We start from the raw sequence: 26,642 nt of genomic DNA, 5'->3' as shown, positions 1-26,642 counted from the left end.
TCGAGGCACTCATGAATCAACCCTCAGGAAATACCGTCACCCGGCAGGTGGGCGAGGGGCATACATCGGCGACGAAGTCGATGTTCGACCCCGCCATCGTCAAGCCGGCCATCGTGGACTCGTTCCGCAAGTTGCACCCGCTCACGCAGGCGAAGAACCCCGTGATGTTCGTGGTGTACGTCGGCAGTCTGCTCACGACCGTGCTGTTCGGCATGGCGGTGGCAGGCCACGCCGAGGCGAGCGCGCCCTTCATTCTCGCGATCACGCTTTGGCTTTGGTTCACGGTGTTGTTCGCGAACTTCGCTGAAGCGTTGGCCGAAGGTCGTAGCAAGGCGCAGGCGGCATCGCTGCGTCAGGCGAAGAAGAACGTGCCGGCCAAGCAATTGCGCTCGGCGCGTCGTGACGCCGAATGTCTCGTCATCGACAGCGCCAGTCTGCGTCGCGGCGACTTCGTGCTGGTCGAGGCGGGTGATGTCATCCCGGCCGACGGTGAAGTGGTCGAAGGCGTGGCGTCGGTCGACGAATCGGCCATCACGGGCGAATCGGCCCCGGTCATTCGTGAATCGGGCGGCGACTTCTCGGCAGTGACCGGCGGCACGCGCGTGCTGTCCGACTGGGTCATCATGAAGGTGACGGTCAACCCGGGCGAGGCGTTTCTCGACCGCATGATCGCGATGGTGGAAGGCGCGAAGCGTCAGAAGACGCCGAACGAAATCGCACTCACGATTCTGCTCGTCGCGCTTACGCTGGTGCTGTTGCTCGCCACGGCCACGCTGTTGCCGTATTCGATCTACAGCGTGTTCGTCACGCAGGCCGGCAATCCGGTCACGATCACGGTGCTCGTCGCGCTGCTGGTCTGCCTGATTCCGACGACCATCGGCGGCCTGCTGTCGGCCATCGGTGTGGCGGGCATGAGCCGCATGATGCAATCGAACGTGATCGCCACGTCGGGCCGCGCCGTGGAAGCGGCAGGCGATGTGGATGTGCTGCTGCTCGACAAAACCGGCACGATCACGCTGGGCAACCGTCAGGCATCGCAGTTCGTGCCGGCCCCCGGCGTGGACGAACGTACGCTGGCCGATGCGGCGCAACTCGCGTCGCTCGCCGACGAAACGCCGGAAGGCCGCAGCATCGCCGTGCTCGCCAAGCAGCGCTTCAATCTGCGTGAGCGCGAAATGAGCGGCCTGAATGCGCTGTTCATCCCGTTCACGGCGCAAACGCGCATGAGCGGCGTGGACCTCGCGGACAAGCAGATCCGCAAGGGCGCTGCCGAAGCCGTGAAGCGCTACGTGGAAGCGGCCGGCGGTGCATGGCCGGCAGCGCTGGCGACCGCGGTGGACGACATCGCCCGTCGCGGCAGCACACCGCTGGTCGTGGCCGAGCAGGATGCGAACGGTGCGCGTGCGCTGGGCGTAATCGAGCTCAAAGACGTGGTCAAGGGCGGCATCAAGGAACGTTTCGCCGAACTGCGTCAGATGGGGATCACCACGCTGATGGTCACGGGCGACAACCGTCTGACCGCGGCGGCGATTGCGGCGGAAGCCGGTGTGGACGATTTCCTCGCGGAAGCCACGCCGGAGGAAAAGCTCGCGACGATTCGCAAGTATCAGGCCGAAGGCAAGCTCGTGGCCATGACCGGCGACGGCACGAACGACGCGCCTGCGCTCGCTCAGGCCGACGTGGCGGTGGCGATGAACTCGGGTACGCAGGCCGCGAAGGAAGCCGGCAACATGGTCGACCTCGATTCGAACCCGACCAAGCTCATCGAGATCGTCGAGATCGGCAAGCAGATGCTGATGACGCGCGGCAGTCTCACCACGTTCTCGATCGCGAACGACGTGGCGAAGTACTTCGCCATCATCCCGGCGGCATTCGCTACGACGTATCCGCAACTCGATGCGCTCAACGTGATGCGACTGGCCAGCCCGTCGTCGGCCATTCTGTCGGCGGTGATCTTCAACGCGCTGATCATCGTGGTGCTGATTCCGCTGGCGCTCAAGGGCGTGAAGTATCGCCCGCTCGGGGCCGCGACGCTGCTGCGCCGCAACCTCTTCATCTACGGTCTGGGCGGGATTCTGGTGCCGTTCGTCGGTATCAAGGTCATCGACATGTTCATCGCCGCGATGGGCTGGGCCTGATCGCGCAGGGATCCGGACGTGCCGGCCGAAAGGGCCGGGCGTTCGGGTCACATCGCTCAAACACTAAGGAATAGACGTCATGAAAACCCTCTTGCGCCCGATGCTGAGCCTGTTCGTCGTGCTCTCGGTCATCACAGGGCTGGTGTATCCGCTGGTCGTGACCGGCATCGGCCGGGCGGCGTTCTCGCGCGAAGCCGCCGGCAGCCTCATCTACAAGGACGGGAAAGCCGTCGGCTCGTCCCTGATCGGTCAGAATTTCGACGAACCGAAGTACTTCTGGGGCCGTTTGTCGGCCACGTCGCCGAACCCGAACAACGCCACGGCGTCGGGCGGATCGAACTTCGGTCCGCTCAACCCCGCCCTCAGCGACGCCGTGAAGGGCCGCATCGCCGCGCTGCGCGAAGCGGATCCGACCGCCCAGCTGCCGGTGCCCGTCGATCTGGTGACGGCCTCGGGTAGCGGTCTCGACCCGGAAATCAGCCCGGCGGCGGCCGAATACCAGGTCGTGCGTGTGGCCAAGGCTCGCGGTCTGACGCCGGATGCCGTGCGTGAGCTCGTCGCGCGCAACACGCAAGGCCGCCAATGGGGAATTTTCGGAGAACCCCGGGTGAATGTTCTGAAGCTCAACCTGGCGTTGGACGGTTTGGCACGCGGCGCCGTCTGAAAGGCGCAGCCGCAGGCGGGGCGCAGCGGAGAATCGCTGGTTTTGCCCGGCAGCCTGCGGTAGATTGGCGGCACGCCCTGCGCGTGCCGCGTTTTTTTGCATCGACGTGGCTCGCGTCTTCATAGTGGACTGATCCGATGGCTGGCATGGAACGCCCCGATCCCGACGAATTGCTCGGCAAATTGCAGCGCGACGAAGCCCGCGAGCAGCGCGGCCGTCTGAAGATTTTCTTCGGCGCCTCTGCGGGCGTCGGCAAGACGTTTGCGATGTTGCAGGCCGCGCGCAAGCTGCGCGAGGAGGGCGCCGACGTGGTCGTCGGTGTGCTGGAGACGCATGGCCGTGAGGAAACGGCGCAGATGCTCGAAGGACTGGAAGTCCTGCCGCAAAAAACGGTTGAATATCGCGGGCGGGTGCTGCGCGAGTTCGATCTGGACGGCATGCTTGCGCGCAAGCCCGCCGTCGCGCTGGTGGACGAACTGGCGCACGCCAACGTCGCCGGCGAGCGGCATCTCAAGCGTTGGCAGGACGTGCACGAATTGCTCGACGCGGGCATCGACGTCTACACCACGCTCAACGTGCAGCATCTGGAGCGGCTCAACGACGTGGTCGGCCAGATTACCGGCATTCGCGTGTGGGAGACGATTCCGGATCGCGTGTTCGATCTTGCGGACGAAGTGAAGCTGGTCGATCTGCCGCCGGACGAATTGCTCGAACGCATGCGTGAAGGCAAGGTGTATATGGCGGCGCAGGCCGAGCGGGCCGTGCGTAATTTCTTCCGTAAAGGCAACCTGATTGCACTGCGCGAACTGGCGCTGCGCCGCACGGCCGACCGTGTGGACGCGCAGATGCGCGAGTACCGCGCCGATCAGTCGATCAGTCAGGTCTGGCAGGCGCGCGAACGCCTGCTCGTTGCCATCGGGCCGGGGCCGGAGGGGGTGGCGCTGGTGCGCGCGGCCGCACGGCTCGCGGCCAGTCTGCGGGCCGACTGGCTGGCCGTGCACGTAGAGACGCCTGCGATCCTGCGCCAGCCCACGGCGCGTCGCGAGAGCATCTATGCCACGCTCAAGCTCGCGCACGAACTCGGCGCCGAGACGCTCACGCTCGACGGCGCCGAGGCTGCGACGACGTTGCTGGCCTACGCGCAACTGCGCAATGTGTCGAAGCTGGTCGTGGGGGCGAGCGGTGCGCGACGCTGGTTGACGGCGCGCACGCCGTTGCACGAGCAACTGGTGCGTCTCGCGCGCGGTGTCGACGTGGTGCTCATCGGACCTGCGGCCGGAGATACGTCGGCGGACAAACGCGTGGTGCGTGGCGACTGGCGCGACTGGTTCGAAACGGCGCCGGAGTTGGGGCTCGTCGGCGGTCCGTGGCGGGCGTACGCATGGGCCGTCGGCATCTGCGGCGCGGTGTCCGTGGCGGCTGCTGAACTGACGTCGTTCCTCGATCTGGCAAATATCGCCATGCTGTATCTGCTGGGCGTGATCGTCGCGGCGATGCGGTTGGGGCGGGGGCCGGGCGTGCTCGCGTCTTTCCTGTCGGTGGTGGCGTTCGACTTCTTCTTTGTGCCGCCGAAGTTGTCGCTCTCCGTCTCGGATACCCAGTATTTGCTGACGTTCGCCGTCATGCTGACGGTCGCGCTGGTGATCAGCCACCTGACGACGAGCCTGCGTTTTCAGGCGCGGCTGGCAACGTGGCGGGAACGACGCACCGGTGCCATCTATGCGATGGCCCGCGAACTCGCGGCGGCGCTCACGACCCCGCAGATCGTGGAAATCGGCTCGCGTCACGTGCGTGAGGTGTTTCAGGCGCGAGTCGCGTTGCTGCTGCCGGACAGCCAGAGCAGCGTGCGTCAGCCGGTGGAGAACGCGCGGGCCGAGACGATGCCGGCGCACATCGATACCGATGTCGCGCAATGGGTGTACGACCGTCAGCAGGCCGCAGGCCGCGGCACGAATACCCTGCCGGGATCGGACGCCTACTATCTGCCGTTGCGCGCGCCGATGCGCACGCGCGGCGTGCTCGTCGTTGCCCCCGAGGAGGGGAGCGGCGCGATCGGCACGCCCGAGCAGCAGCGTCTGCTCGATACCTTTGCGGCACAAATCGCGTTGGCGCTCGAGCGCGTGCATTACGTTGAAATCGCGCAAGACGCGTTGGTGACGATGGAGTCCGAGCGTCTGCGCAACTCATTGCTTTCGGCGATTTCGCACGATCTGCGCACACCGCTCACGTCCATCGTCGGTTTCGCCAGCATGCTGAGCCGCGATGCGCAATCGCCGGGGCCGCTGCGCATCGATCTTGTGGACGCGATTCACGAAGAAGCCCAGCGCATGACGGGACTGGTGACGAACCTGCTCGATATGGCGAAGCTGCAAGCAGGGGGCGTGCAGCTCAATCGCCAGTGGCAGATGCTGGAGGAGGTGGTGGGCACGTCGCTGCGCGCCTGCCGCCGGATGCTCGCGGGGTACGAGGTGACGACGCGTCTGCCTGCCGATCTGCCCCTGCTGCGCTTCGACGCCGTGCTGCTGGAACGGCTCTTCGCGAATCTGCTGGAGAACGCTGCGAAGTACTCGCCGGCGGGCGCCCATATCGAGATTTCGGCGCGCGTGGTGGGCGAGGACGTCGAGGTGAGCGTCAGCGACGACGGTCCCGGGTTGCCCGCCGGCATGGAAGGCCGTATCTTCGAGAAGTTCATGCGTGGCGAGAAGGAGTCTGCCAAGCCCGGCATCGGCCTGGGGCTCGCCATCTGCCGCGCCATCGTGCAAGCGCACGGCGGTAAAATTCACGCCACCAATGTCCCCGAAGGGCATGGTGCGCGCTTCATTTTCACATTGCCGGTGGAGACGCCGCCGGTGGCCCCCGACGCGCCCGATGCCAGCGATGTCCCCGATGTCCACGATGCCCCCAATGTCCATGAGGGTCTCGATGCCGGAGCACCGGGCGCGTCGGACGCACTAGACGCACCCGACGCCAACACGACAAAAGAACATGAGTGAACCGACCATCAACATCGTGGTGATTGAAGACGAGCGCCAGATCCGGCGATTTCTGCGCACCTCGCTGGAGGCCGAGGGCATGGTCGTGCACGAGGCGGAAGCCGGGCGGCAGGGCATGGTCGAGGCCGCCACGCGCAAGCCTGATTTGCTGATCGTCGATCTGGGACTGCCGGATATCGATGGCGTCGAAGTCATTCGCGAAGTCCGCAGCTGGACCGATATGCCGATCATCGTGCTGTCCGCGCGCAACGAGGAGGCGGAGAAAGTCGTCGCGCTCGACGTGGGGGCCGACGATTATCTGACCAAGCCGTTCGGCGTCTCGGAACTCCTCGCCCGGATTCGGGCGCAGTTGCGGCGTCATCACCGGGGCGGGAATTCGGAGACGCTGGACGAGGCGTTTTCGTTTGGCGACATCCACATCGATCTGGCGCGTCGCAAGGTCACGCGTGCGGCAGAACCGGTTCACCTCACGCCCATCGAGTACCGCCTGCTCGTCACGCTCGTGCGGCACGCCGGGCGGGTGCTCACCCACCGTCAGTTGCTCAAGGAGGTGTGGGGGCCGTCGCATGTCGAGAGCAATCATTATCTGCGCATCTACATGGGCCACTTGCGCCAGAAGCTGGAGGCCGATCCGGCGCAGCCCCAGCACATCCTGACCGAGACCGGCGTGGGCTACCGGCTCGAGGTGGACGCCAACGGTTGAGCCGATGGGCGCACAGCGCCGATTCGCCTGCTTTGCTAGAATCGCGCTGTTCCATGCGCAGCGTCCGGCGTTCAGCCATTCACTCGAGCTTCGATGGAACCCATTGCCGGGACGACCCGGCAACCGGCTCGTGCGGTTATCGCATCTCTTTCGGGGACGACCCCGTTATTCATCGAAGTCTGCCATGGCCTGGATTCTGCTGGTTTTCGCCGGTCTCCTTGAAGTGGCTTGGGCCGTCGGTCTCAAGTACACACAGGGTTTTTCGCGTCTCATCCCCTCCGTTTTCACGATCGCGTCGATGATCGGCAGCGTCTGGTTGCTGGCGCTCGCCGTTCGCACGCTGCCGTTGGGCACCGCTTATGCGATCTGGACAGGCATCGGGGCGGTCGGCGCATTCGTGCTCGGCATTGTCCTGTTCGGCGAGTCGGCGTCGGCGGCGCGTATCGCCAGCGTCACACTGATTCTGGCAGGGCTTGTCGGATTAAAGCTGACGGCGGCCTGACATTGCCCGCCAAGAAAGTGTTTCGTGCTGCCGACTTTCGTTTGGTGTGACGCATTTTCCGGTTGCAAGGCTGCCGGCGGGCCGGGATCTTTATAGTCGAGCCATCAGACCGGACGCTCCGGAGGAAGTGAGCGTCTCGTCACAACTTGCCGAGGCTCGCCGTTCATGAAACCTACACCGCACGCGTACCGGAGTTACACATCGACTTCCGGTGCCACAACCTCCTCATCCATGCAACCGCAGCCAGGACTGCCGCCCGCGCCTCAGATGCCCGGACAGGCGGATCCGTCGTGGAACCTGCCCATCCAGCCACGTGGGCGCGGCGGGCACGTTGGCGCGGGGGGCGCAGCGGGCGTGGGATCCGGGGCGGCGTCGGCGCCCCGCATGCCGATGAACCGGATGGCGCAAGGCTTCCCCCCTTCTATGCAAGCGAATATGGCGCATGGTCCCATGGCGCAGCAACCGTTACTGGATCGTCGGGGTAACGATGTCAATGCGGTGCGCCGTGAGTCCACGTGGGCCACGCAGGTCTGGCAGCACGTCACGCCTGAACAGATGCAGCATTTCGTGAGCCATCTGCAAGAGCTGGTCCATATCGGCAAGCTTGCGCGGCAGAAGACATTCGCGTCGCTGCCGCGCATGCCGCGTGAGGAGGTCGACGCGCTGATGGCGCGCTTCAACGTGGTGGACACCGTGGAACGCTCGTTAAACGAATGGGCGATGACGAATGGTTCCGGCCCCGATCTCGCGCAGCGTTTGCTCGACAACAAAGATTTCAAAGAGTTGGTCGACGTGGTCGGCGGGTTCAACTATGAACTCGCGCCCCGATTGCACGACGCCATGCGCAGCCCCGTGTTTTTCACCGATCGCGGACGGCAATTGATGCCGGAATCGCAGGTCCGGGAAAGCAGCGTGATGAGCCGACATGCCGGCATCACCGAAGGCATTCATCGTTCGCCGTCGACCGAAAACTTCTTCACCAAAGACATCATGCACGCCAAGGGCGATATCGAACGCCTGCCGCAATCCAGAACGTCCGCACGTTTCAGCCAGGTCGGTATGCCCTTTATCGGCGGTATATCGGGTAGCGGACAGTTCATCGCACAGCACATCGAAATGCAAAAGCCTTTCCAGCAAAGAACGCCGATGGAAAAGGCGCAGGCCGAGCAACTGATGCTGATGCATGCGGCGCTGATGACGGCGGGCGGGCATCACAGTGTCATGGAAACCGTGCTTTCCGCGCGCACGGTCGGGTTCTTCGCAGATATCCCCAATCCGTTGCGTAACGGGGGAAGTTACGCGGAAAGCATTCGGGCGTTGGGTGTGCGCGCACGCCAGTTGGGCCTGGCGACGCCATCCTCGTTGGGCTGAGCCGTAGACGACCCTCCCCTCGGGACCAACTGCGGAGTGGGTCGGTATCAAGTGGATGGTGGATTGAATTCGGAATCCGAAGCGTTTTATCGAAGAATTTTCGTTTGATATGACGCGTTTTCCGTTCGGTGAGAAAGCGGGCAGGCGGGCGTCGCTATAGTCGGCAACTCGAATTTCCGGAAGCCGCTCATGAAACCGTACTCACACGCGTACCACGCCTTTCCTGTGACGTCCGATCCGACGACGTCTTATCCCGTAGCGCCTTCGCATGCATGGCCGGGCTCAATGTCGCATCCTAACGGCCTGGCTTCTCAGCACACCGCTCAGCAGATGCCGCCGCCCCCGACGGTGTATGCCGATCCGGTCTCGCCGTGAGAGTATGCCCAGCGCGTCGGGCGCGCCTCAACGAAGTGCAGGGAGTGCAGGGTGGGCAGGGGAGGCTGGGGGTGCAGGGCGCGCGTCTCACGCGGTGGCGATGCCGCCGTACGGCGGGGCTGCCGGCGCGCCTCGGCGCGTGGAGGCGACGCGCGGGTACCCTCAGGTCCCGCCGCAGCGCGTGGCGCCGCCGTCGATTTACGCCAATATGCCCCGGCAGCTTCCTGTGCCGCCTATGCCGCCTATGCCGCCGGGGCAAATCGGGCCAGCCGGCGCACCCGGCGGCGCAGCGGGTCCGTTCGTGCCGTGGGGGATGCCGACGAATCGTTTGCCCCATGCGCCGGAAGCCCCTCAGATGCCACCGTCGTTCCCCTCGCAGCCGATGACGGTGCCTCACGCGCACCAACCGATCCCGCCGCAGCCGGTGCACCCATCGCGCACAGCGCTCGCTCCCCCCGTCGCCACCGGACAGGCTTCGCTACCGCCGCCGCCGCCGAAAGTGTCGAAGTTCGATCATCGGGGAAATGTCGTCAAGGCGGTGCAGCGCGAGTCCACATGGGCTACGCAAGTCTTTCGCCATCTGACACCGTCGCAAACGCAGGACTTCGTCGGGCACCTGAACGACCTTATCGTGGTCGCAACGCGCTGTCGAAACGAACGCGCGCAACAGCTCAGGCAAGCCTCACCCGAGGAAGCGGCGGCGCAAATGCGGGCGTTCGCGCCGATCGACGCCATCGTGCACACGTTGGACGAATGGTCCATGAAGAATGGCACCGCCGCCGATCTGGCCGATCGTACGATCGGTAACAGACAGTACAAAATGCTGGTCGATCTGGTAGTCGAACATCAAATCGCCGCGGCCCGACCTCTGTACGACGCCATGCGCACGCCGGCGTATTTCACCGATCGCGGGCGGGCGGAAGTCCCCGTGCAGTCCCGGCGTAACAGCATAATGGACCGGCACGCGGGCATCACCTCGAGCCTGCACCGAACCCCGTCGACGGAGAATTTCTTCTCGAACAACACCTTTCATGCCAAGGCGATGCTGGTCCGGCTCCCCGATTCGGAGACGGCGAAGCGTTTCACCGACAGCGGCACGCCCTTTATCGGTGGCGTTTCCGGCAGTGGGCAAGCCCTCGGTCAAATGCTGGAAATGGAGAGGCCGTTCGCCCAACGTACACCTCGCGAGAAGGCATTGGCGGAATTCCTCATCCTCACGCATGCCGCGCACATGACGCTGGGCGGTCATCACAGCATCATGGAGACCGTGCTGTCGGTACGTCAATTGGGCTTGTTTGCCGACATTCCCGACCCGCTGCGTGAGGGCGGCAGCTATCGGAAAACGATGCGGGCGCTCGAAGCCAAAGCCAGGGCACTGGGCTTCCAGACGCCGGCCCGGCTCGGGTGAACGAGTCACCGGTGGTGCGTTGCCGCAACGCGCGGCATAATGACGCGGTAGCAGTTGCGTTACCTGCCGGGCAGTGATCTGCCGGATGCCCGAGAATGTCGGGGCGACGGCGGCGTTGCCGGGTGACTGTTGCCGCGTCGGCGGTACGAGACGCGTGATCGTGCGACGCCGTCATGTCGGCGGCAGCGAGGTCACCATGCTTGAATCGATTGCGCTCGGTGCAGGGCTGTCCTGGGGCAGCGGCCTGCGGTTGTACCTGACGGTGTTCTGCGCGGGGCTTGCGGCGCGGCTGGGATGGCTGCATCTGCCGCCGACGCTGGCGGTGCTGGCGTCGACGTGGGTCATCGCCACGGCCGGCGTGCTGGCCGCCATCGAGTTCTTCGCGGACAAAATCCCCTTCGTCGACAGCGCCTGGGACGCCGTGCACACCTTTATCCGCATCCCGGCGGGGATCGTGCTGGGCGCGGCGGCGCTGGGGCAGATGGACCCGACGGTCACGGTGCTGGCCGGTCTGGCCGGCGGTGCGCTGGCCGGCACGGCCCACCTGGCCAAGGCGGGCAGTCGCGCGCTGATCAACACATCGCCGGAACCTTTCTCGAATGTCGCGGCCTCAGCCGGCGAAGATGTTTCCACGGTGGGCGGACTGGCGCTTGCGTTCTTCCTTCCCGCTATTTTTCTCGTGATGTTGTTGGTATTCGTCGTGCTGGCGTGGTGGTGGCTGCCGCGTGTCTGGCGTGGATGGCGCTCGTTACTGGCGCGGGTCAAAGGATTGAGGAACGATGGGGTTCACTGAGGTTGCCCGCCAGGCCTGGCGGATGTTCCTGCGCGATTGGCGCGCAGGCGAGTTGCATCTGCTCCTTGTCGCGTTGTTGCTGGCGGTGGGCGCGCTGTCCAGTGTGGGTTTTCTCTCCGATCGGATGCAGGGCGGGCTTGAGCGCGATGCGCGTCAGATGCTCGCCGCCGATCTCGTCGTTCGCAGCGACGCGCCGCTCACGCCGGAATTCGCCCGTCGGGCGCAGGCCGACGGACTGACCACGGCCGTCATCGCCAATTTCCCCAGCATGGCCAGCGCGACCGGCGAGCGCGTCGGGAGCGGGGAGCCGAGCGCGAGCCGTCTGTCGTCGCTCAAAGCCGTCAGTAGCGGCTACCCCTTGCGCGGTCGAGTGCGCACGGCGCCCGATGCCGGCGCCAATACGCCGGACGCGCCCGCGACCGACATTCCCGCGCCGGGCACCGTCTGGGTCGACGCCGCGCTGCTCGACGCGCTGCACGTCAAACCCGGCGACGCCATTCGTGTCGGCAACCGCACGTTGCGCGTGGCCGCGGTCATCACGCGCGAGATGGATCGTGGCTACGGCTTCGGCTCGCTCGCGCCGCGCGTCATGATGCGGTTCGACGAGCTGGCGTCGACGGGGCTCGTGCAATTCGGTAGCCGCATCACTTATCGTCTGCTGGTCGCGGGAACGGACGCGCAGGTCGGCAAGTTCGCCGCCTGGGCCCGACCGGCCGCGGAGCAGGCGCGCGGCGTGCATATCGAATCGCTGGAAGACGGCCAGCCGCAAGTGCGCCAGACGCTCGACCGCGCCGAGCGCTTTCTCTCGTTAGTGGCGCTGCTTGCCGCCGTGCTGGCGGCCATCGCGGTGGGTATCGCGTCGCGCCGGTATAGCGAGCGTCACCTCGACGCCTGCGCCGTCATGCGCTGTCTGGGGCTGCCGCGCCGGGCATTGCGGGGCATGGTGACGCTCGAATTCATCGGGCTCGCTCTGATCGGCGGCGTGCTGGGCGTCGGGCTCGGCTATGCGGCGCATGAGGTGCTGCTGGCGCAATTGGGCGACGTGATTCCGGCGGGGTTGCCGGCGCCGACGTGGCGTCCGGCGGCGTTCGGTCTCGCCAGTTCGCTGGTCATGCTGCTCGGTTTCGCGCTGCCACCGTTGTTGCCGCTCTCGGAAGTGGCGCCGCTTCATGTGATGCGTCGCGATGTGCCCGGCGGGGCGCGCCGGCAAGGCTGGCTCGCCTATGGCGCGAGCGCGTTGGCGTTCGGCGCGCTGTTGCTGTTCGCCGCGAGAGATTTGCGTCTGGGCGCGATGGTGGCGGGCGGTTTCGTTGCCGGCGCTGTGGTGTTCGGTGTGCTGGCGTGGCTGGCGATTCGCGGGCTCGCAGCGTGGGCGCGGCGGCATGGGGCGGCCGGTGGCGCGATGGGCGGCATCGGCTGGCGCTATGCGGTGGCGGGATTGCGCCGTCGTGGACTGGGCAGCGCGCTGCAAGTCGTGGCGCTGGGGCTGGGTTTGATGGCGCTATTGCTGCTCGCCGTCACGCGTAACGATCTGGTCGAGGGCTGGCGTCAATCGAGCCCGGCAGACGCCCCGAACCGGTTCGTCATCGATATTCAGCCGGGGCAGGACGCACCGGTGCTCGCCCAACTTCGCGCAGCGGGGCTGCCCGACGCGCAACTCTCGCCGATGATCCGCGCACGGCTGACCGCGATCAACGACACGCCGGTGACGGGCGAAAGCTATACCGAAGAGCGCGCGCGACGTCTTGCCGAGCGCGAGTTCAACCTGTCGTACACGTCTGCCTTGCCCGAGGGCAACCGCGTGACCGCCGGGCAGTGGTACGGCGATGCCACGAAGCCGCAGATCTCGATGGAGGAGGGTATCGCGAAGACACTGGGCCTGAAACTGGGCGACGTGTTGCGTTTCGAAGTGACCGGGCAGACCATCGACGCGCCGATCACGAGCCTGCGCAAACTCGACTGGGGATCGATGCGCGTGAACTTTTTCGTGGTGATGCCGCCGGCCGCACTGCAGGATTTTCCGATGACGTGGATCACGTCGTTCCATCTCTCGCCGCAACAGCAGGGGGTGGCGGATGGCTTGGTGCGTCAGTTCCCGAACGTGACGGTGATCGATACGGGCGCCTTGCTCGCGCAGATTCAGCAGATTCTGTCGCAGGTGATCGACGCCGTGCAGGCGCTCTTCCTCTTCACGCTCGCAGCCGGGGTGCTCGTGCTTTACGCGGCGCTGGCCGGCACGCGCGACGAGCGCATGCGCGAGAGCGGCATTCTGCGGGCGCTCGGCGCGTCGTCGCGACAGCTGCGCGACGTGCATCTGGCGGAACTGGTGACGGTCGGTGCGCTGGCCGGCCTGCTCGCGTCGCTGGGCGCGGCGGCGCTGGGCTGGGCGTTGGCGCGGTATGTCTTCGAGTTCGCGTTGCGCTTCAATCCGTGGCTGCCCGTGCTGGGCATCGGCGCCGGGGTGCTGTGCGCGCTCATCGGCGGGTGGAGCGGCCTGCGTGCGGTGCTGCGGCAGTCGGCGCTGCGCACGTTGCGCGATGTCTGAACGCTGGGGGCTGTCTGGGCAGAGCATGTCGCTGCGACGTGCTCTGCGGGGCGCTGAGGTGTGCTGAGGTGCGCTTAGGTGCGCGATGGCGCGTTTCCTCGGGTTTTCGGGACGTCGACGAGACGTGGGCGCGAGGCCGATCATGGCAGGCCTGACGGGCCTCGGGCACAATATCGGCCATGACGACCGAAAACACCTCCCCAACCCCTGCGGCGCAAGACGATGTGCAAGACACGCCTGCACAACCGACCGCCTTTTCTTTGCTCGGCGGCGAGCCCCGCGTGCGCGAGCTTGTCGACCGGTTCTACGACCTGATGGATCTGGAGCCCGAGTTCGCGGGCATTCGCGGCATGCATCCGGCCTCGCTCGACGGATCGCGCGACAAACTCTTCTGGTTCCTGTGCGGCTGGCTGGGCGGGCCGAACCATTACATCGAACGATTCGGTCACCCGATGCTGCGCGCGCGCCATCTGCCGTTCCCGATCGCCTCCGGCGAGCGCGACCAATGGCTGCGGTGCATGGCGCTCGCGATGCAGGATATCGGCGTCGAAGAGGCGTTGCAGGCGCGTCTGATGCAGGCGTTCTACGGCACCGCAGACTGGATGCGCAACAAGGCCGGTTAGATCGAAGGGGCGAGCGCGGTCGATCTACCTGGTCGATCAACCCGGTCACCGGAGCCAGCGGCCCCTGGCGACATCAAAGCGTGGAGACGAGCGGCGCATCGGGCACGTACGGCACGCTTGACGACACACTTCGCAGCGAGCCGTCGTCCATCCCGCTATCGTCCGAAACCTCGCCGGCTTCGAGGTCCGATTCGGCATTGCGGGTCTTGTACGTTCCCGCCGCGCCGAACGGTTCCTCGTAGTCCAGCGCACGCTGGACGACATCCATGTGGCGCTTCGCCTCTTTAGCGCTCATCCAGTCGATGACGCCGGTCGTTATCGCATCGCCGAAGACCCGGTACGCCAATGCGGCAAAGCCGATGCAGTTTTGCAAGGTGTCGAGATGCTGCAACTCGGTGGCCGGCGTCTCTGACGGCCGCGCAAGTGCCAGGGGGCCGGGTGTCACGGCATCGTCGATCTCCTTTTTGCCATCATGTCCGCCCGCGAGTTGTCCCGCGCCGTTGATGAACAAGATCATCGACGTGCCGAGCAGGGTCGCCTGATATTTGCCACCGTAGGTTTCGAGGTGCTTCGAACCGAGCAGGCTTCCGGCGGACGCCAGCCACGCGGTGTTCTGAATCTGTGCGCTGGACGCCGACGGATTGCAGTATTTGCCAACGGCGACCGCGAGATCCATCAGGCTCGTCAGCGATGCCGCTGTTGCGGTACCCAGCGTGATCTTGTGAGCGTTGGATAGCGCACTGCTCTCATACGTTTCCTTGACCGTGGCGAGACTGGCCACACTCAACGCACTCACACTCAGCGCGAAATTGCCGATGTGCTGGAGCAACGCGGCGAAGCGGCCCACGGCGGGAGGGGACGGCGCAAGGTCCGCCAGCGATCCGGCGGTGGATGCTGTACTGGATGCAAGATTGGGTGCGGCGATCGATCCTGCGTTTCGTGCCAGTGCACCGAGCGCTCTGGCGGCGTCGGTCCTGAGTGCCGTCTCGTTGTCACGGGCAAGCCGCGTGCCTGTCGCGAACGAGGGGGAGATCGATGAGGTAGTCGGGGAGAAGCTGGTGTTTCGCATTCGGGGGGAAATCCTTAATCAGGGGAGCGCAGAGAAGTGTTTCAGCGTCCGTCGAGCAGACGCAGCAGACGTGTCAGGTTGTCTTGCAGACCGGCGTGATGATGCGAGCTGCGGGCCATTTCCAGGGCATCGACGGCCATCTCGCGTGCCGTCTCGATATCGCCTGTCTGGTGCATACAGAGGGCGGCGAAATACAACGGCTCAGGATTGCCGTACTCGCGGGCGACGGCGACGATCAACGGCGTGATGGCATGTTCGTAGTCCCCGAGTTGGCAAAGGACGTAACCGAACGCCTTGTAAGCGTCGGCGTTTTCGGGAAGCGCGCTGCATATGGACGCGAACGCCTGTGCCGCGCCCTCCAGATCGTTTGCGGCGTGCAGGGCATAGGCGTGTGCGAGGGCGTGGGCGTCGACCGGCCCGTTGATACTACGGGAGGGGCGTGTCGGCACGCCGGGCGCCGGTGGCAGTCGTCGTGCGAAGGCTGCCGGCGGGACGTCGTTGCGCCGGCCAATGGAGGTTCTCGTCATGGCATCTTTCCTTGCAAATTCGATCGCGTCGGTGCGATCGCCACGTAATGTGCGGCTCACAAGACGTTGCCGCTATAGCGCCGCGACAAACGGTGTCGAGAATTCGCGCAACTTGCGTTTGGTTGGGGGCCGACCTACGGGATTGGCGGCGTCCAGGACCAAAGCCGACCCGGTTGGGACGATGCTCGGGAACCGGATCGCCGGTGGGCGTGTGCCGACCGTACCGGCCTTCGGGTGCGCGATTGTGCCTTGCCACGGGGGCCGGAGTCGCGCGAATATATTCAGTTCCCAAAGGAGGCACCATGACAACCGAAGCGCTCTTTCGACAAGACGCCTATCTGCGCCAATGTGAGGCACGCATCACGCATATCGACGAGATGGGCATCATGCTCGACCGCACCGTCTTCTATCCGCTAGGTGGCGGACAGGCGGGCGACGCCGGCGCGCTGGTGATCGCGGACGGCACGCGTCTGGCCATTGGCGACACACGCAAATCGAAGCGCGAAGGCGCAACGCCCGACGACGCCGTTCACGTGCCCGCCGAGGGGCAGGCCGATGTGCTGGCCAACTTGTCGGTAGGCGACGTCGTTCGGGCGGAAATCGACTGGGAGCGGCGCTTCCGTCACATGCGGTTTCATACCGCGTCGCATCTGATGTGTGCGGTGCTGCCGCACCCGGTCGACGGATGCAGCATCACCACCGAGTATGCGCGGCTCGACTTCGTCACCAACGAGTCCATCGAACGCGAGACGGTCGAGGCCGGACTGGCGGCGCTGGTCGCGGCGGCGCGGCCGGTGGCGATCGATAGCATCAGTGATGAGGAGATGGCGGCGCGTCCGGAGTTGGTGCGCACGATGAGCGTGAAACCGCCGGTCGGGCTGGGGCGCGTGCGTCTGGTGCGTATCGACGGCATCGATCTGCAACCGTGCGGCGGCACGCATGTGGGCAATACGTCGGAAATCGGGGCGTTGCGCGTGGCGAAGATCGAGAAGAAGACGTCGCGCACCCGTCGGGTGGTGTTGGCATTCGCCTGAGTCTGGCATCATCGGGCCATTCCCCCAATCTTTTCCTCAGGATTTCCGATGGCGACTCCGGCAGCAGCGCATTTCTCGCAATCACACTCGGCGCAACCTTGGCAGGCAGTGCTCGACTTTTGGTTCGGCGCGCCGGATGCCGAGGCGTATGGCATGGCGCGTCCCGAGTGGTTTCGCAAATCGGACGCCTTCGACGACGAGATTCGCACCCGCTTCGGCGCATTGCATGCGCAGGCGGTGGCGGGGGAACTGCGCGACTGGGCCGACACCCCGCTCGGCGCCTGTGCACTGATCGTGGTGCTCGATCAGTTCTCACGCAATCTGTTCCGGCATCAGGCGCAGGCCTTTGCCGGCGATGCACAGGCGTTGACGGTGGCGCGTCGTCTGGTGGAGGCGGGCGACGACCATCGACTGCCGACCGCGCAGCATCGCGTCTTCGTCTATCTGCCGTTCGAACATGACGAATCGCTGGAGAGCCAGCACGTCTCATTGGCGTTGTACGAGCAATTGGCGCAGGCGTCGGGGCTCGTCGACAACCTCGATTACGCGCGCAATCACGCGGTCATCATCGAGCGTTTCGGCCGGTATCCGCACCGTAATGCCGCATTGGGACGTGTGTCGACGCCCGAGGAGATCGCGTTTCTGAAGGAACCGGGATCGTCGTTCTGATATCGGCGCTGAGGCGCTTGCGCTTCGACGGGTGACGTATCTACGCTTCTCGCGCGGCGTCGCCGTTGCGGCCAAATGGGTTCAGCCGACCTCGGGAGGCGGCGCCGACGGCGCGTGCCGGACGGTGACTGCGCGGCGTTGCTGATGCCAATGGATGGCAAAGAATCCGATCACATACGCGAGCACGCCGCCGACCACGGCAAAGGCGGCCAAACCGGCGCCGAGATGCAACGTCGCGGTGCCGAAGTCGAAATGCAACAGTTGTGTCCAGAAACTCTCGCTCGCGTGTGCCGCAGCGGCGACCGTCGCCTCGAACTCGGCTTTGGGCGACCAGTCGAGCATCCAGCGACCAAGGCGATGCGCCCCCAGATAGACGAACGGCACGGTCAGTGGATTGGTGATGAGCGTGCCCGTCGTGGCAAGAAACAGATTCCCGCGCAGGAAGGCAGCGACGAGGATCGCCACGGGCATTTGCGCGACCGGCAGCAAAAAACCGAAAAAGACACCACACGCTAACCCGATGGCCACGCCGCGCGGCGTCGCCTGCCACAAGCTACGGCGCAGCAACATGCCGGCATGCGGACGCAGCCAGCGCGAACGCAGCAGTCGCATTGGGCGAAGCATCTTTAACATCATGGGCAGGTTGCGCGTCGTAGGATGTTGACCCAGGCGGGCATGAATGGGCGTGTGTGAAAAAACGTCCGCATGTAACGGATGTCTGAGTAATGGGAGCGGCAAGAGTTCAATGCGGTGACGAACGGCGACGGTTGCCGGGAGATGTCACAAGATGGCAGGTAATACACGTTGAGGCAGGAGAACTGCGCGTGCGATGCGGCGTTGGCGGGTGCCAAGCCACCAAGCCACCAAGCATCAATGCATCAAGGCATTAGGGCAGCAAGGCGGCGGCAGCGAAGTGGGGGCAGGACGACAGACAGGAGCCGGTGGGAACGACAGGCGAAATCAGGCGTGCCGGAAAAAAGCGGTGCACGTTGGCGGGGCGCCACGTGAAGGCAGTCCTGCGCGGCATTGCTACCGCGCAGGGATCATGCCAACGCTCAAATCTGCGAGCGCTGATCGGACCAGCGATCGATTTGCGCCGGTTTGAAGTGACGCATCGTGTCGAGCATCGCTTCGGGCGACGCTTCGACCTGCAACTGATCGAGTTGCGGGGCCTTGAGGAACTGCTCGGCCACCATCGACTTCAGGAACACGATCAGCGGATCGTAGTAGTGCTCGATGTTGAGCAGACCGATCGGCTTCGCGTGGTAGCCGATTTGCAGCCAGGTAAAGACCTCGAACAATTCTTCGCACGTGCCGATGCCGCCCGGCATGGCGATGAAAGCATCCGAGAGGTCCGCCATCATCTGCTTGCGCTGATGCATGTTCTCGACGACGTGCAACTCCGTCAGCCCGGTATGGCCGACTTCCTTTTCCATCAGTGCCTTCGGGATGATGCCGACCGCCTGACCGCCATGCGCGAGCACGGCATCGGCGATGATGCCCATCAGGCCGACCTTGCCGCCGCCGTAGACGAGACGGACCCCGGCTTCGGCCATGCGACGACCCAGTTCACGCGCCGCATCCGCGTATTCGGGACGTACGCCGGTGGCCGCGCCGCAGTAGATACAAATGGATTTGACTTCCGACGACATGCCTTACTGCACTCCCTTCGATGAGGATTCCCGAGCCATCTTGTCGTAAAGCTCGCGCGACTTGCCCTTCAGGTAAGGCGCCATCTGCGAGAGGATGTGGTAGCTCGATTGATGCAACCCCGCGCCGATTTCTTCCGGATCGTTGTATTTGCGGGGATTCATCACGAATTGATAGGACAACCAGTACGTGGACAACACCACCATGTTGGTGGTCACGACATCGATCTGTTCCGGAGTGATCTCCATTTCGCCATCGGCCACGAGCAGATCGCACATCTCGCGTGCGAACCGCTTCTTGTGGCCCACGATCTGCTTGAAATGCGTTTCGAGCGTGCGGTTGCGCGCCAGTAGGTCGTTGAGGTCGCGATAGAGGAAACGGAAGCGCCACAGAAATTCGGACATGTACTGCAAGTACGTCCAGACTTCGTCGAGCGTGGGCTTGTGATCGTCGGGCAGCCGCAGGCGCCGTTCGATTTCCTGCTCGAACTGCGCAAAGATGCTGTTGATGATGTCGTCTTTATTGCGGAAGTGATAGTAAAGATTGCCCGGGCTGATTTTCATCTCCTCGGCAATCGTAGTGGTAGTGACGTTCGGTTCGCCGATTTCGTTGAAGAGTCGTAGCGACACTTCGAGAATTCGTTCGCGGGTTCGGCGTGGCGGCTTTGCTTCCATGTCTGTCGGCCCCGGTTAGCGGCAAGCTCGGCGAAGGATGTTCTCCGCTTGCGTTTATGAGTTGAGTAGCAGGTCTACGGCGACCGATTATACCCGGCAGCCGACCGCTGCCAAGCATGGGGGCAGACAGGGAAGCGCGATATCAGAAAAATGCCGTACGTACGAGGTCCACGATGACCGGTCCCGCAAGCGACGCCCAGGTCAGCAGGCACAGGCCGAGCGCGACGAGGACTGCGGCGCTGCCGAAATCCTTCGCACGCTTGGAAAGTTCGTGCCGCTCGAGTGAAATCCGGTCGATGGCAGCTTCGATGCTCGAATTGATCAGCTCGATGATGAGCACGAGCAGAATCGAGCCGATCAGCAGTACGCGCTCGACGGCGGTGACCGGCAGGAAAATCGCAGCCGGCAGGAGGATGGCGGCGAGCGCGAGTTCCTGGCGGAAGGCGCTCTCTTCGAACACGGCAAACTTGAAGCCGGACAGCGAGTACTTCAGGGCGCGCCATGCGCGCATGACGCCCCGGTTGCCCTTGTACGGATTCGGTTGTTTGTCGCGTGGCGGCGGGTGATCGATGAACAAGCGTCAGGTTCCTCGCCGCAAGGGGCTTGATAGGTGGATCAGATCGCAGGCGCGAGCGAATGCTCGGGCTTGCGCGGATGAAGATGCGAGACGAACTCTTCCGAGGCGGCTTGCCACGAGAATCGCTCGGCCCAGGCGCGCGCGCTCGCGCGCGGGACTTTGAGCGCATCGAGACACGCTTCGCGCAGATCCTCTCGCAGCGCGCCGCCTTCGCCCTCGGGGCACCCGTCGAGCACATCGATCGGGCCGGTCACCGGAAACGCCGCAACGGGCAAACCGCACGCCATGGCTTCGAGCAGCACCAGTCCGAACGTATCCGTGCGACTCGGGAAGACGAACACGTCGGCCGACGCATAAACCTTCGCCAACTCCGGCTGCGAGAGCATGCCGAGATAGTTCACATCGGGATAGCGCGAGCGCAGTTCGGCCAGTTGCGGCCCTTCGCCCGCAACCCATTTCGAGCCCGGTAGATCCAGCTTCAGGAACGCCTCGATGTTTTTCTCCACGGCAACGCGCCCCACGTAGAGGAAAATCGGATGTGCTGAATTTAGCACATGTGCTCCCTGCACACGGAAGATGTCGAGATCGACGCCGCGCGTCCACAACACCACGTTGTTGAAACCGTTGGCCTCCAGGTCGCGCCTGACCACGGGCGTCGGGGCCATGACGGCACGCGACGGCTTATGGAACCACCGCAAAAAGCGGTACGTGGCGGCCAGCGGAAAGCCGAAGCGCGCCTGCACGTATTCGGGGAAGCGGGTGTGATAGGCCGTGGTGAACGGGAAGTCGTTGCGCAAAGCCCATTTGCGCGCGGCCATGCCGAGCGGGCCCTCGGTCGCGATATGCAGCGCGTCCGGGGCGAATGCCTCGATGCGGCGAGCGACGCGTCCGGCAGCGAAGAACGCAAGACGGATTTCGGGGTACGTCGGACACGGGATCGTGCGGAATTCCTGGGGCGTGAGCAACTCGACACGATGGCCGGCGGCCTCCAACTGAGCGCGCGTGTTCTTCAACGTGCGGACCACGCCGTTGATCTGCGGATCCCAGGCGTCGGTGATGATCATGATTTTCATCGGGCGCTCCTTCGCGCACACGGCGCGGGTGGAATGACACGCGCGATCGCGCGTGAGGGGGGGCACCGGCGGCACAGGACTGCCGCTCGTGCACGGGTTGAAATCGGGTGGGCCCGGAGGGGGCGGGCGATGTCGTCGGGCCATGCCGCTGTCCGACGCGTCTGACCTCCGTGGCCCTCTCAGGCACTGACGGGTATCGCTTTCACGGTGAGGCGGGTATCGCGTTTCTGCGTCCAGTAGACGATCTTCAGTTCGCCTTCCATCGTCTCGACAAGCGCCGACAGGCTCTCGACCCAGTCGCCGTCGTTGCAATAGAGCAGCCCGTCGATCTCGCGGATTTCGGGCTTGTGAATGTGGCCGCACACCACGCCGTCGCAACCCCGTCGACGGGCCTCGTCCGCCATGACATGCTCGAACGCCGAGATGAAGTTCACGGCGTTTTTCACCTGATGTTTCAGGTACTGCGAGAGCGACCAGTACGGGAAGCCGAAGCGTGTGCGCACGCGGTTGAACCAGCGGTTCAGGAGCAGCGTGAGGGTGTAGAGCGAGTCGCCCAGATAAGCGAGCCATTTGGCGTGCTGAATAACGCCGTCGAACAGATCGCCGTGGGTGATCCACAGGCGCTTGCCCGAGAGCGTGGTGTGAAACGCCTCGTCTCGTACGGCGATGTCGCCGAAGGCCAGCCCGCAGAACTGGCGTGCGGCTTCGTCGTGGTTGCCGGGCACGTAGATGACTTGTGTGCCCTTGCGTGCGCGGCGCAGCATCTTCTGCACGACGTCGTTATGCGCTTGCGGCCAGTGCCAGCCCTTGCGCAGATGCCAGCCGTCGATGATGTCGCCGACCAGATACAGATAGTCCGATTCGTGGTGACGCAGGAAGTCGAGCAGATATTCCGCCTGACAGCCTTGCGTGCCGAGGTGGATGTCCGAGAGCCAGATCGTGCGGTAACGGGTGATGCCTTCGGGGGGCGGGTCGAGCGGGTCGGGGGTGTCCGGCGGCAGATCGATCGAGGTGGGAGGCGCGGTGGGCGGGCTGGCGGGCGGGGGAGCGGGGCGGCCCGGCGGGGTATCTGCGAAGTGACCGGCGCGAGCTGCGGGCGTGGGGATCGGCAACTCGAAGGTGGGGGTCGTCGTCATAGCGGCTCGCACGTCGCGTTGAACATGCGTGCATTGCGCCATGGCTTCGTGAAGAGACGATGACAGTCACGCACGTGTCGCGAAAGTGTCTTCCGACGTCGCGCCGACGCGACAATTGCCGAAGCCGCTGAAGCGGTGTGCGTCGCTCTGTGCGTCCTTTGCGCTCTCCGCGTCCTCTGCGCGAGGCGATGCGCTCAGGCGCCGTGACGCAATCCCTGTGCGACACGCTCCAGCGTCTCCAGCACCAGCGCCCGCGAGCGCGGATGCGTGCCGAGCGACACATGGCCGAGTCCTTCGATGGCAATATTGCGCGCGCCCGGCAGTATCGAAGTGCGCACGGGATAAACCACGTTGTCGTGCGCCGTGTAGATCGACGTGATGCGTGCCCGCTCCGAATCTTTTTCGCTGCTGGCGAGCGCCACCAGCCATTCGCTGCCGATGCCCATCTGGCGCACGTTGCGCCCGATGCCGTGACGCGCGTGAAGCGTGCCGAAGTGCGGCGAACCCAGCGTGACGGTGTGCACGACGGGCAACGTCGGATAGCGGCGCAGACAGGCGCGCGCCGCCAGCCCTCCCATGCTGTGACCCACGATGACGACCGGGGCGCGCGTGCGCTCGGCAAGTGCCTGCACGGCCTCGGCGATCGTCTCGGCATAGTCGTCGATGTCACCGAGTAACGGGGCGAGGTTGATCGCGTCGCTGTGATAGCCGGCGTCCGCCAGATGCCGCGAGAAACGAAGCCAGAACGCACGGTTGCATCCATAACCATGCAGCAGCAACACGGCGACGGGACGCGCCGGGCCGCCGGGCGCCGGCAGCGTGGCGGTGCTGAACCATGGTTGATAGAGGTCGAGCAGGAGGATCGACGCCGCGCATTCGTACACCCAGACCGCGACGTTCGTGCCGGCGGAAGTTCGCCGCTCGGGCGCGGGGTCGCCCTGGGCGGCCATGACGAAGCCGGCGGCGAGTCCGATGGCGTGAGAGACCGGGAGCCAGAGGAGGGTCCACAGAAACGTCGCCCAGGGGTTGTGCCACGCCGACCACGTTGCGACCGCGACCACGATCGACAGCCCGATCTCCACGCCGCCATAGATCAGGTGCGGGCGAGAGGCGCGCAGCGCGTCGGCGGTGGGCGGGACCGGCTTGCTCATCGACGCCTCATTGGGTCAGTACGCTGACGAGCCGTGTGCCGGCAAGCCGATCGTGGACGAATTGATGATCGGGCATCACGCGCATGGCCAGCGCCCAGAGCACCACCCAGCCCGCGAGCAACCCGACACTGTGCCAGCCCGTCAGCCCTAATGCCCAGTCGATCGCCATTGCCGGAAGCACCCACAGCCAGGCGAGAACGTAGCGCAAGATCGCGCGGCCGGGGCTTACCGGGTGGCCGTGGGCATCGACCAGACGGATCTTCCAGGTCTTCATGGCGAGCGTCTGGCCGCCGTGCGTCCAGAACCAGACGAAGTAGACGCCGAGAACGAGAAACAGCCACGTCTGCATTGCGTGGCGGTACATCAGGCCGCTGCGTTGCTGGGTCAGCGCGCTAAAGAGGTAGCCCGCCAGGAACAGCACGCCAAAGAGCAACAGCGACTCGTAGACCATCGACAGCAGGCGTCGGCGCAGCGTGGGCACCGCATTCCCGGCAGGGGAAGCTGACGGCGCGAAGGCGGTCGTCAACGTTTGCGGGCGCGGCGGCGTGGCGGGTTGGGTCGTGACGGAGTCGGTCATCGCAGCGTGGTCCGAGATCTTAGGGGCGAGAACTCCGGCGCCACGTTCGGCTTTGGCGCTACGCGTTCGCGTCGGGAGCGCCGTCCATTATGCGGAAGATTGTGCAGATGGGCCAGTCGGCCCATCCGCCAGCCTGCCGGCGGCGGTGCGAAAGGCCAACGGCCGCCGGCAGACTGGGGTATTTCGGGTACTTCGGGTATTTCGGGTGCCTGGGGGGCGTTACGGCTTGTCGAACCCGGCTTCGCCGTTCTTCTCGCTGCTGGCGGGCGCGGCGCTGGCCGTCCCGTTGCTGGCCGCCGACGGCGCCGGTGCGGAGACGCCCGGCGCAGAGGCCGTGGCGGGCTGCGTGGCGCCCGGCGTCGATGCGACCATCGGGGCGGGAGCCGGCAATGCGCCGTTTTTGGCCGCGATGCCGATGTCCTTGCGATGCACGACCGCGTACGGATTTTTTACCCCCGAGCGCCCTGAAGGCGGCGCGCTGACGACGTTGGGGCGATTGGACAGCTTCTTGTCGTCTGCGGCGAGACGCTTTTTCTGCTCTTCCGTGAGTTGCTGGTATTGCTGCCACACCTGCGCCTTGCGCTCCGGCGGCAGCGTCTTGGCGTTCTGATAGCTCTCGCGGGCCAACTGGCGCTGCTCCGGCGTGAGGCGCACCCAGTCTGCCATGCGGTCGTGCAGACGCTTACGGCCCTCGGGTGACAACGTCTGGAAACGCTTGGCGATCTCGATCCACTTTTCGCGGTGGCGCTCGTTCATCCGATTCCAGTCTTGGGAAAGGGGGGCGAGCGCTTCCTGTTGGGCGGCATTGAGCTTGGCCCAGGCGCCACCGGGCGAGGGCAGGGCGCCTGCCGCGGTGCCGGCGCCCGCCGTGGCACCGGAGGACGGCGTACCGACCGGGGCTGCCGGGCTGGCCGAAGTGGCAAATCCGGCCGAACTGCTGCCGGCCACGACGGATGCGCCGCCGATGGTCGGCGGCGCATCGGACACCACGGGGGCGGCGTCAGGTGCTTGCGAGCGGCGCAGCGCGGCCGTGCCGGCGAGGCCGGCGACGATTAGCGCGGCGACCAGAAAAAGTACGTTGCGTCGCGTCACTGGGCGGTCTTGGATGGGGGGACTACTGGGCACGCTTCACATAGGCGTTGAAGCCGTGGTCGGCGTAGGCCGACAGCGGCAATTCGTCGCTCAATACGGCAGCATCGATATCCGCCAGATCCTGAATGTGCTGCTGATGTTCCCAGTACGCTATGCCGGCCAGACCGATCACCAGTGCGGCGAGCGGCCAGAGCAGGCCCAGACGGCTGAGTTTATCCAGTGCGCGGCGCGGCCCGCCGACTTCCGGCGACTGCATGCCCCCGACACCCGCGAGTACCAGCGCCGGTTGCACGACTGCGACCGGTTCGGGTTTCTTGCGGGCGAGCGCCTGCTGGCGCGCGGCGGCCAGCCGGGCCGCGATGTTCGGCGACGGTGCATCGGAGGCTTCGTCCAATGCCAGTCGCACGCGATGTGCGAAGCGAATTTCCCTCGTTTCCAGATCGTGACTCATAACCTGATCCCTTTTGCCTTCAACGCCTGTGCCAACGCGTGGGTAGCACGCGAGCAGTGCGTTTTGACGCTGCCTTCGGAGCACCCCATCGTGGCGGCGGTCTCGGCAACGTCCATGTCCTCCCAGTAACGCATGAGGAAGGCTTCTCGTTGACGTGTCGGTAGTTTCTGTATTTCCGCCTCGATGAGCGTGAGGATTTCGGCACGCGAAACCGAGTCTTCGCTGCTCTCGGTCTGCACCGACCCGTCCTCGCCCAGCAAGGTTTCGAGGGGGTCGAAATCGTCGCGTTCGTCCTCGCCGGGGCCGGCGAGGTTGGAGAACAGCGTCACCCAGGTGTTGCGCACCTTCTGGCGGCGGAAATAGTCGTGAATGGTGTTCTGGAGGATGCGCGTGAACAGCAACGGCAGGTCGGCCGGCGGCTTGTCGCCGTACTTTTCGGCCAGACGGATCATCGCATCCTGAACGATATCGAGGGCGGCCTCGTCGTCGCGTACGGCATAGACGGCCTGCTTGAAAGCGCGCCGCTCGATGCCTGCGAGAAAATCCGCCAGTTCCTTGTCAGATGCCATCCGGTGGGGTACACGCAGCGTCTGCCGCTGCGCCTGTGAAATGCCGTTTAAGCGTAAAGATTACGTAAAGATCGCGTAGTCGGTGCGGATGCTACCAAAAACGCGCCTGCCTGTAACCGATTTTGCTTCCGGTTGTGTCACGTTGTGCCGAGTTACGACGCCGGGCGTCATCGCCGGGTTCCTATCGTGTGAAGATTGTGCACCAGCGTAGGGACTTGCACCGAACAGTGTGGGAAATTTGCGAAGCGAACTTCGCGATCATGCTGCAAATGCATAAA

General features: G+C 64.9%; 25 protein-coding genes. 12 read left to right on the top strand and 13 right to left on the bottom strand.

All coding sequences use genetic code 11. From position 1 onward, the window contains the following. Positions 1-11: 11 nt before the first annotated feature. The 10 genes from kdpB to PAN31108_RS02870 all read left to right on the top strand — a co-directional run bounded on the left by kdpB (position 12) and on the right by PAN31108_RS02870 (position 14,115). Complete coding sequence (gene kdpB, locus PAN31108_RS02915) at positions 12-2,138, top strand: potassium-transporting ATPase subunit KdpB (protein ID WP_150667364.1); 2,127 nt, start codon at positions 12-14, stop codon at positions 2,136-2,138. A gap of 79 nt (positions 2,139-2,217) precedes the next feature. Further along, positions 2,218-2,802 (top strand): potassium-transporting ATPase subunit KdpC, encoded by a 585-nt coding sequence (gene kdpC, locus PAN31108_RS02910; protein WP_150667363.1) that lies wholly within the window; start codon positions 2,218-2,220, stop codon positions 2,800-2,802. A gap of 146 nt (positions 2,803-2,948) precedes the next feature. Continuing rightward, complete coding sequence (locus PAN31108_RS02905) at positions 2,949-5,795, top strand: DUF4118 domain-containing protein (RefSeq protein WP_150667440.1); 2,847 nt, start codon at positions 2,949-2,951, stop codon at positions 5,793-5,795. After that, complete coding sequence (kdpE, locus tag PAN31108_RS02900; protein WP_150667362.1) at positions 5,788-6,498, top strand: two-component system response regulator KdpE; 711 nt, start codon at positions 5,788-5,790, stop codon at positions 6,496-6,498. The genes PAN31108_RS02905 and kdpE overlap by 8 nt, the downstream gene beginning before the upstream one ends. A 184-nt stretch (positions 6,499-6,682) precedes the next feature. Further along, positions 6,683-7,000, top strand: a complete 318-nt coding sequence (gene sugE / locus PAN31108_RS02895) for a quaternary ammonium compound efflux SMR transporter SugE (protein WP_150667361.1) — start codon at positions 6,683-6,685, stop codon at positions 6,998-7,000. 435 nt (positions 7,001-7,435) lie between these two features. After that, positions 7,436-8,371 (top strand): hypothetical protein, encoded by a 936-nt coding sequence (locus tag PAN31108_RS02890; RefSeq protein ID WP_150667360.1) that lies wholly within the window; start codon positions 7,436-7,438, stop codon positions 8,369-8,371. A 730-nt stretch (positions 8,372-9,101) separates the two neighbouring features. After that, positions 9,102-10,154, top strand: coding sequence for a hypothetical protein (locus tag PAN31108_RS02885; protein ID WP_150667359.1), 1,053 nt, complete (start codon positions 9,102-9,104; stop codon positions 10,152-10,154). A gap of 196 nt (positions 10,155-10,350) precedes the next feature. Further along, positions 10,351-10,947: a DUF4126 domain-containing protein gene (locus PAN31108_RS02880; RefSeq protein ID WP_174994817.1), complete on the top strand. Its 597-nt coding sequence runs from the start codon at positions 10,351-10,353 to the stop codon at positions 10,945-10,947. Beyond that, positions 10,934-13,492, top strand: a complete 2,559-nt coding sequence (locus PAN31108_RS02875) for an ABC transporter permease (RefSeq protein WP_246183732.1) — start codon at positions 10,934-10,936, stop codon at positions 13,490-13,492. Before PAN31108_RS02880 ends, PAN31108_RS02875 begins: the two co-directional genes overlap by 14 nt. Before the next feature lie 179 nt (positions 13,493-13,671). Further along, positions 13,672-14,115 (top strand): group II truncated hemoglobin, encoded by a 444-nt coding sequence (locus PAN31108_RS02870; RefSeq protein ID WP_150667357.1) that lies wholly within the window; start codon positions 13,672-13,674, stop codon positions 14,113-14,115. Positions 14,116-14,188: 73 nt separating this feature from the next. On the opposite strand, the gene PAN31108_RS02865 is transcribed toward PAN31108_RS02870, so the two are convergent. Together PAN31108_RS02865 and PAN31108_RS02860 are read right to left on the bottom strand one after the other, a co-directional pair. Continuing rightward, entirely contained in the window at positions 14,189-15,184 is a 996-nt protein-coding gene (locus PAN31108_RS02865) for a hypothetical protein (protein WP_150667356.1), read from the bottom strand. A gap of 41 nt (positions 15,185-15,225) precedes the next feature. Further along, complete coding sequence (locus PAN31108_RS02860; RefSeq protein ID WP_150667355.1) at positions 15,226-15,711, bottom strand: tetratricopeptide repeat protein; 486 nt, start codon at positions 15,709-15,711, stop codon at positions 15,226-15,228. A 302-nt stretch (positions 15,712-16,013) separates the two neighbouring features. On the opposite strand from PAN31108_RS02860, the gene PAN31108_RS02855 reads away from it, so the two are divergent. After that, positions 16,014-16,745, top strand: coding sequence for an alanyl-tRNA editing protein (locus PAN31108_RS02855; protein WP_150667354.1), 732 nt, complete (start codon positions 16,014-16,016; stop codon positions 16,743-16,745). Positions 16,746-16,793: 48 nt separating this feature from the next. Beyond that, positions 16,794-17,414 (top strand): DUF924 family protein, encoded by a 621-nt coding sequence (locus PAN31108_RS02850; protein ID WP_150667353.1) that lies wholly within the window; start codon positions 16,794-16,796, stop codon positions 17,412-17,414. An 81-nt stretch (positions 17,415-17,495) separates the two neighbouring features. On the opposite strand, the gene PAN31108_RS02845 is transcribed toward PAN31108_RS02850, so the two are convergent. From PAN31108_RS02845 to PAN31108_RS02795, 11 genes are all read right to left on the bottom strand, one after another. After that, positions 17,496-18,038: a DUF2062 domain-containing protein gene (locus PAN31108_RS02845; RefSeq protein WP_174994816.1), complete on the bottom strand. Its 543-nt coding sequence runs from the start codon at positions 18,036-18,038 to the stop codon at positions 17,496-17,498. Between the two features lie 431 nt (positions 18,039-18,469). Next, on the bottom strand, positions 18,470-19,066 hold the full coding sequence (locus PAN31108_RS02840; RefSeq protein ID WP_150667351.1) for an LOG family protein: 597 nt from the start codon (positions 19,064-19,066) through the stop codon (positions 18,470-18,472). Between the two features lie 3 nt (positions 19,067-19,069). After that, a complete protein-coding gene (locus tag PAN31108_RS02835) occupies positions 19,070-19,738 on the bottom strand; it encodes a TetR/AcrR family transcriptional regulator (protein WP_069343104.1) in 669 nt (222 codons plus the stop codon). Between the two features lie 142 nt (positions 19,739-19,880). Further along, positions 19,881-20,315: a diacylglycerol kinase gene (locus tag PAN31108_RS02830; RefSeq protein WP_044456189.1), complete on the bottom strand. Its 435-nt coding sequence runs from the start codon at positions 20,313-20,315 to the stop codon at positions 19,881-19,883. Positions 20,316-20,353: 38 nt separating this feature from the next. Continuing rightward, positions 20,354-21,388 (bottom strand): glycosyltransferase family 4 protein, encoded by a 1,035-nt coding sequence (locus tag PAN31108_RS02825; RefSeq protein WP_150667350.1) that lies wholly within the window; start codon positions 21,386-21,388, stop codon positions 20,354-20,356. Positions 21,389-21,567: 179 nt separating this feature from the next. Further along, complete coding sequence (locus tag PAN31108_RS02820) at positions 21,568-22,500, bottom strand: UDP-2,3-diacylglucosamine diphosphatase (RefSeq protein WP_370819561.1); 933 nt, start codon at positions 22,498-22,500, stop codon at positions 21,568-21,570. Positions 22,501-22,718: 218 nt separating this feature from the next. Continuing rightward, complete coding sequence (locus PAN31108_RS02815) at positions 22,719-23,675, bottom strand: esterase/lipase family protein (RefSeq protein WP_150667348.1); 957 nt, start codon at positions 23,673-23,675, stop codon at positions 22,719-22,721. A gap of 7 nt (positions 23,676-23,682) precedes the next feature. Beyond that, a complete protein-coding gene (locus PAN31108_RS02810) occupies positions 23,683-24,252 on the bottom strand; it encodes an RDD family protein (RefSeq protein ID WP_150667347.1) in 570 nt (189 codons plus the stop codon). Positions 24,253-24,471: 219 nt separating this feature from the next. Beyond that, entirely contained in the window at positions 24,472-25,344 is an 873-nt protein-coding gene (locus PAN31108_RS02805) for a DUF3106 domain-containing protein (protein ID WP_174994815.1), read from the bottom strand. 22 nt (positions 25,345-25,366) lie between these two features. Beyond that, positions 25,367-25,795: a DUF3619 family protein gene (locus PAN31108_RS02800; RefSeq protein ID WP_150667345.1), complete on the bottom strand. Its 429-nt coding sequence runs from the start codon at positions 25,793-25,795 to the stop codon at positions 25,367-25,369. After that, positions 25,792-26,364 (bottom strand): RNA polymerase sigma factor, encoded by a 573-nt coding sequence (locus PAN31108_RS02795; protein ID WP_069343110.1) that lies wholly within the window; start codon positions 26,362-26,364, stop codon positions 25,792-25,794. Before PAN31108_RS02795 ends, PAN31108_RS02800 begins: the two co-directional genes overlap by 4 nt. Between the last annotated feature and the right edge of the window lie 278 nt (positions 26,365-26,642).

Origin of the sequence: Pandoraea anhela (assembly GCF_902459655.1) — a bacterium.
Lineage (GTDB): Bacteria > Pseudomonadota > Gammaproteobacteria > Burkholderiales > Burkholderiaceae > Pandoraea > Pandoraea anhela.
This window is presented reverse-complemented; position numbering and strand designations above follow the sequence as displayed.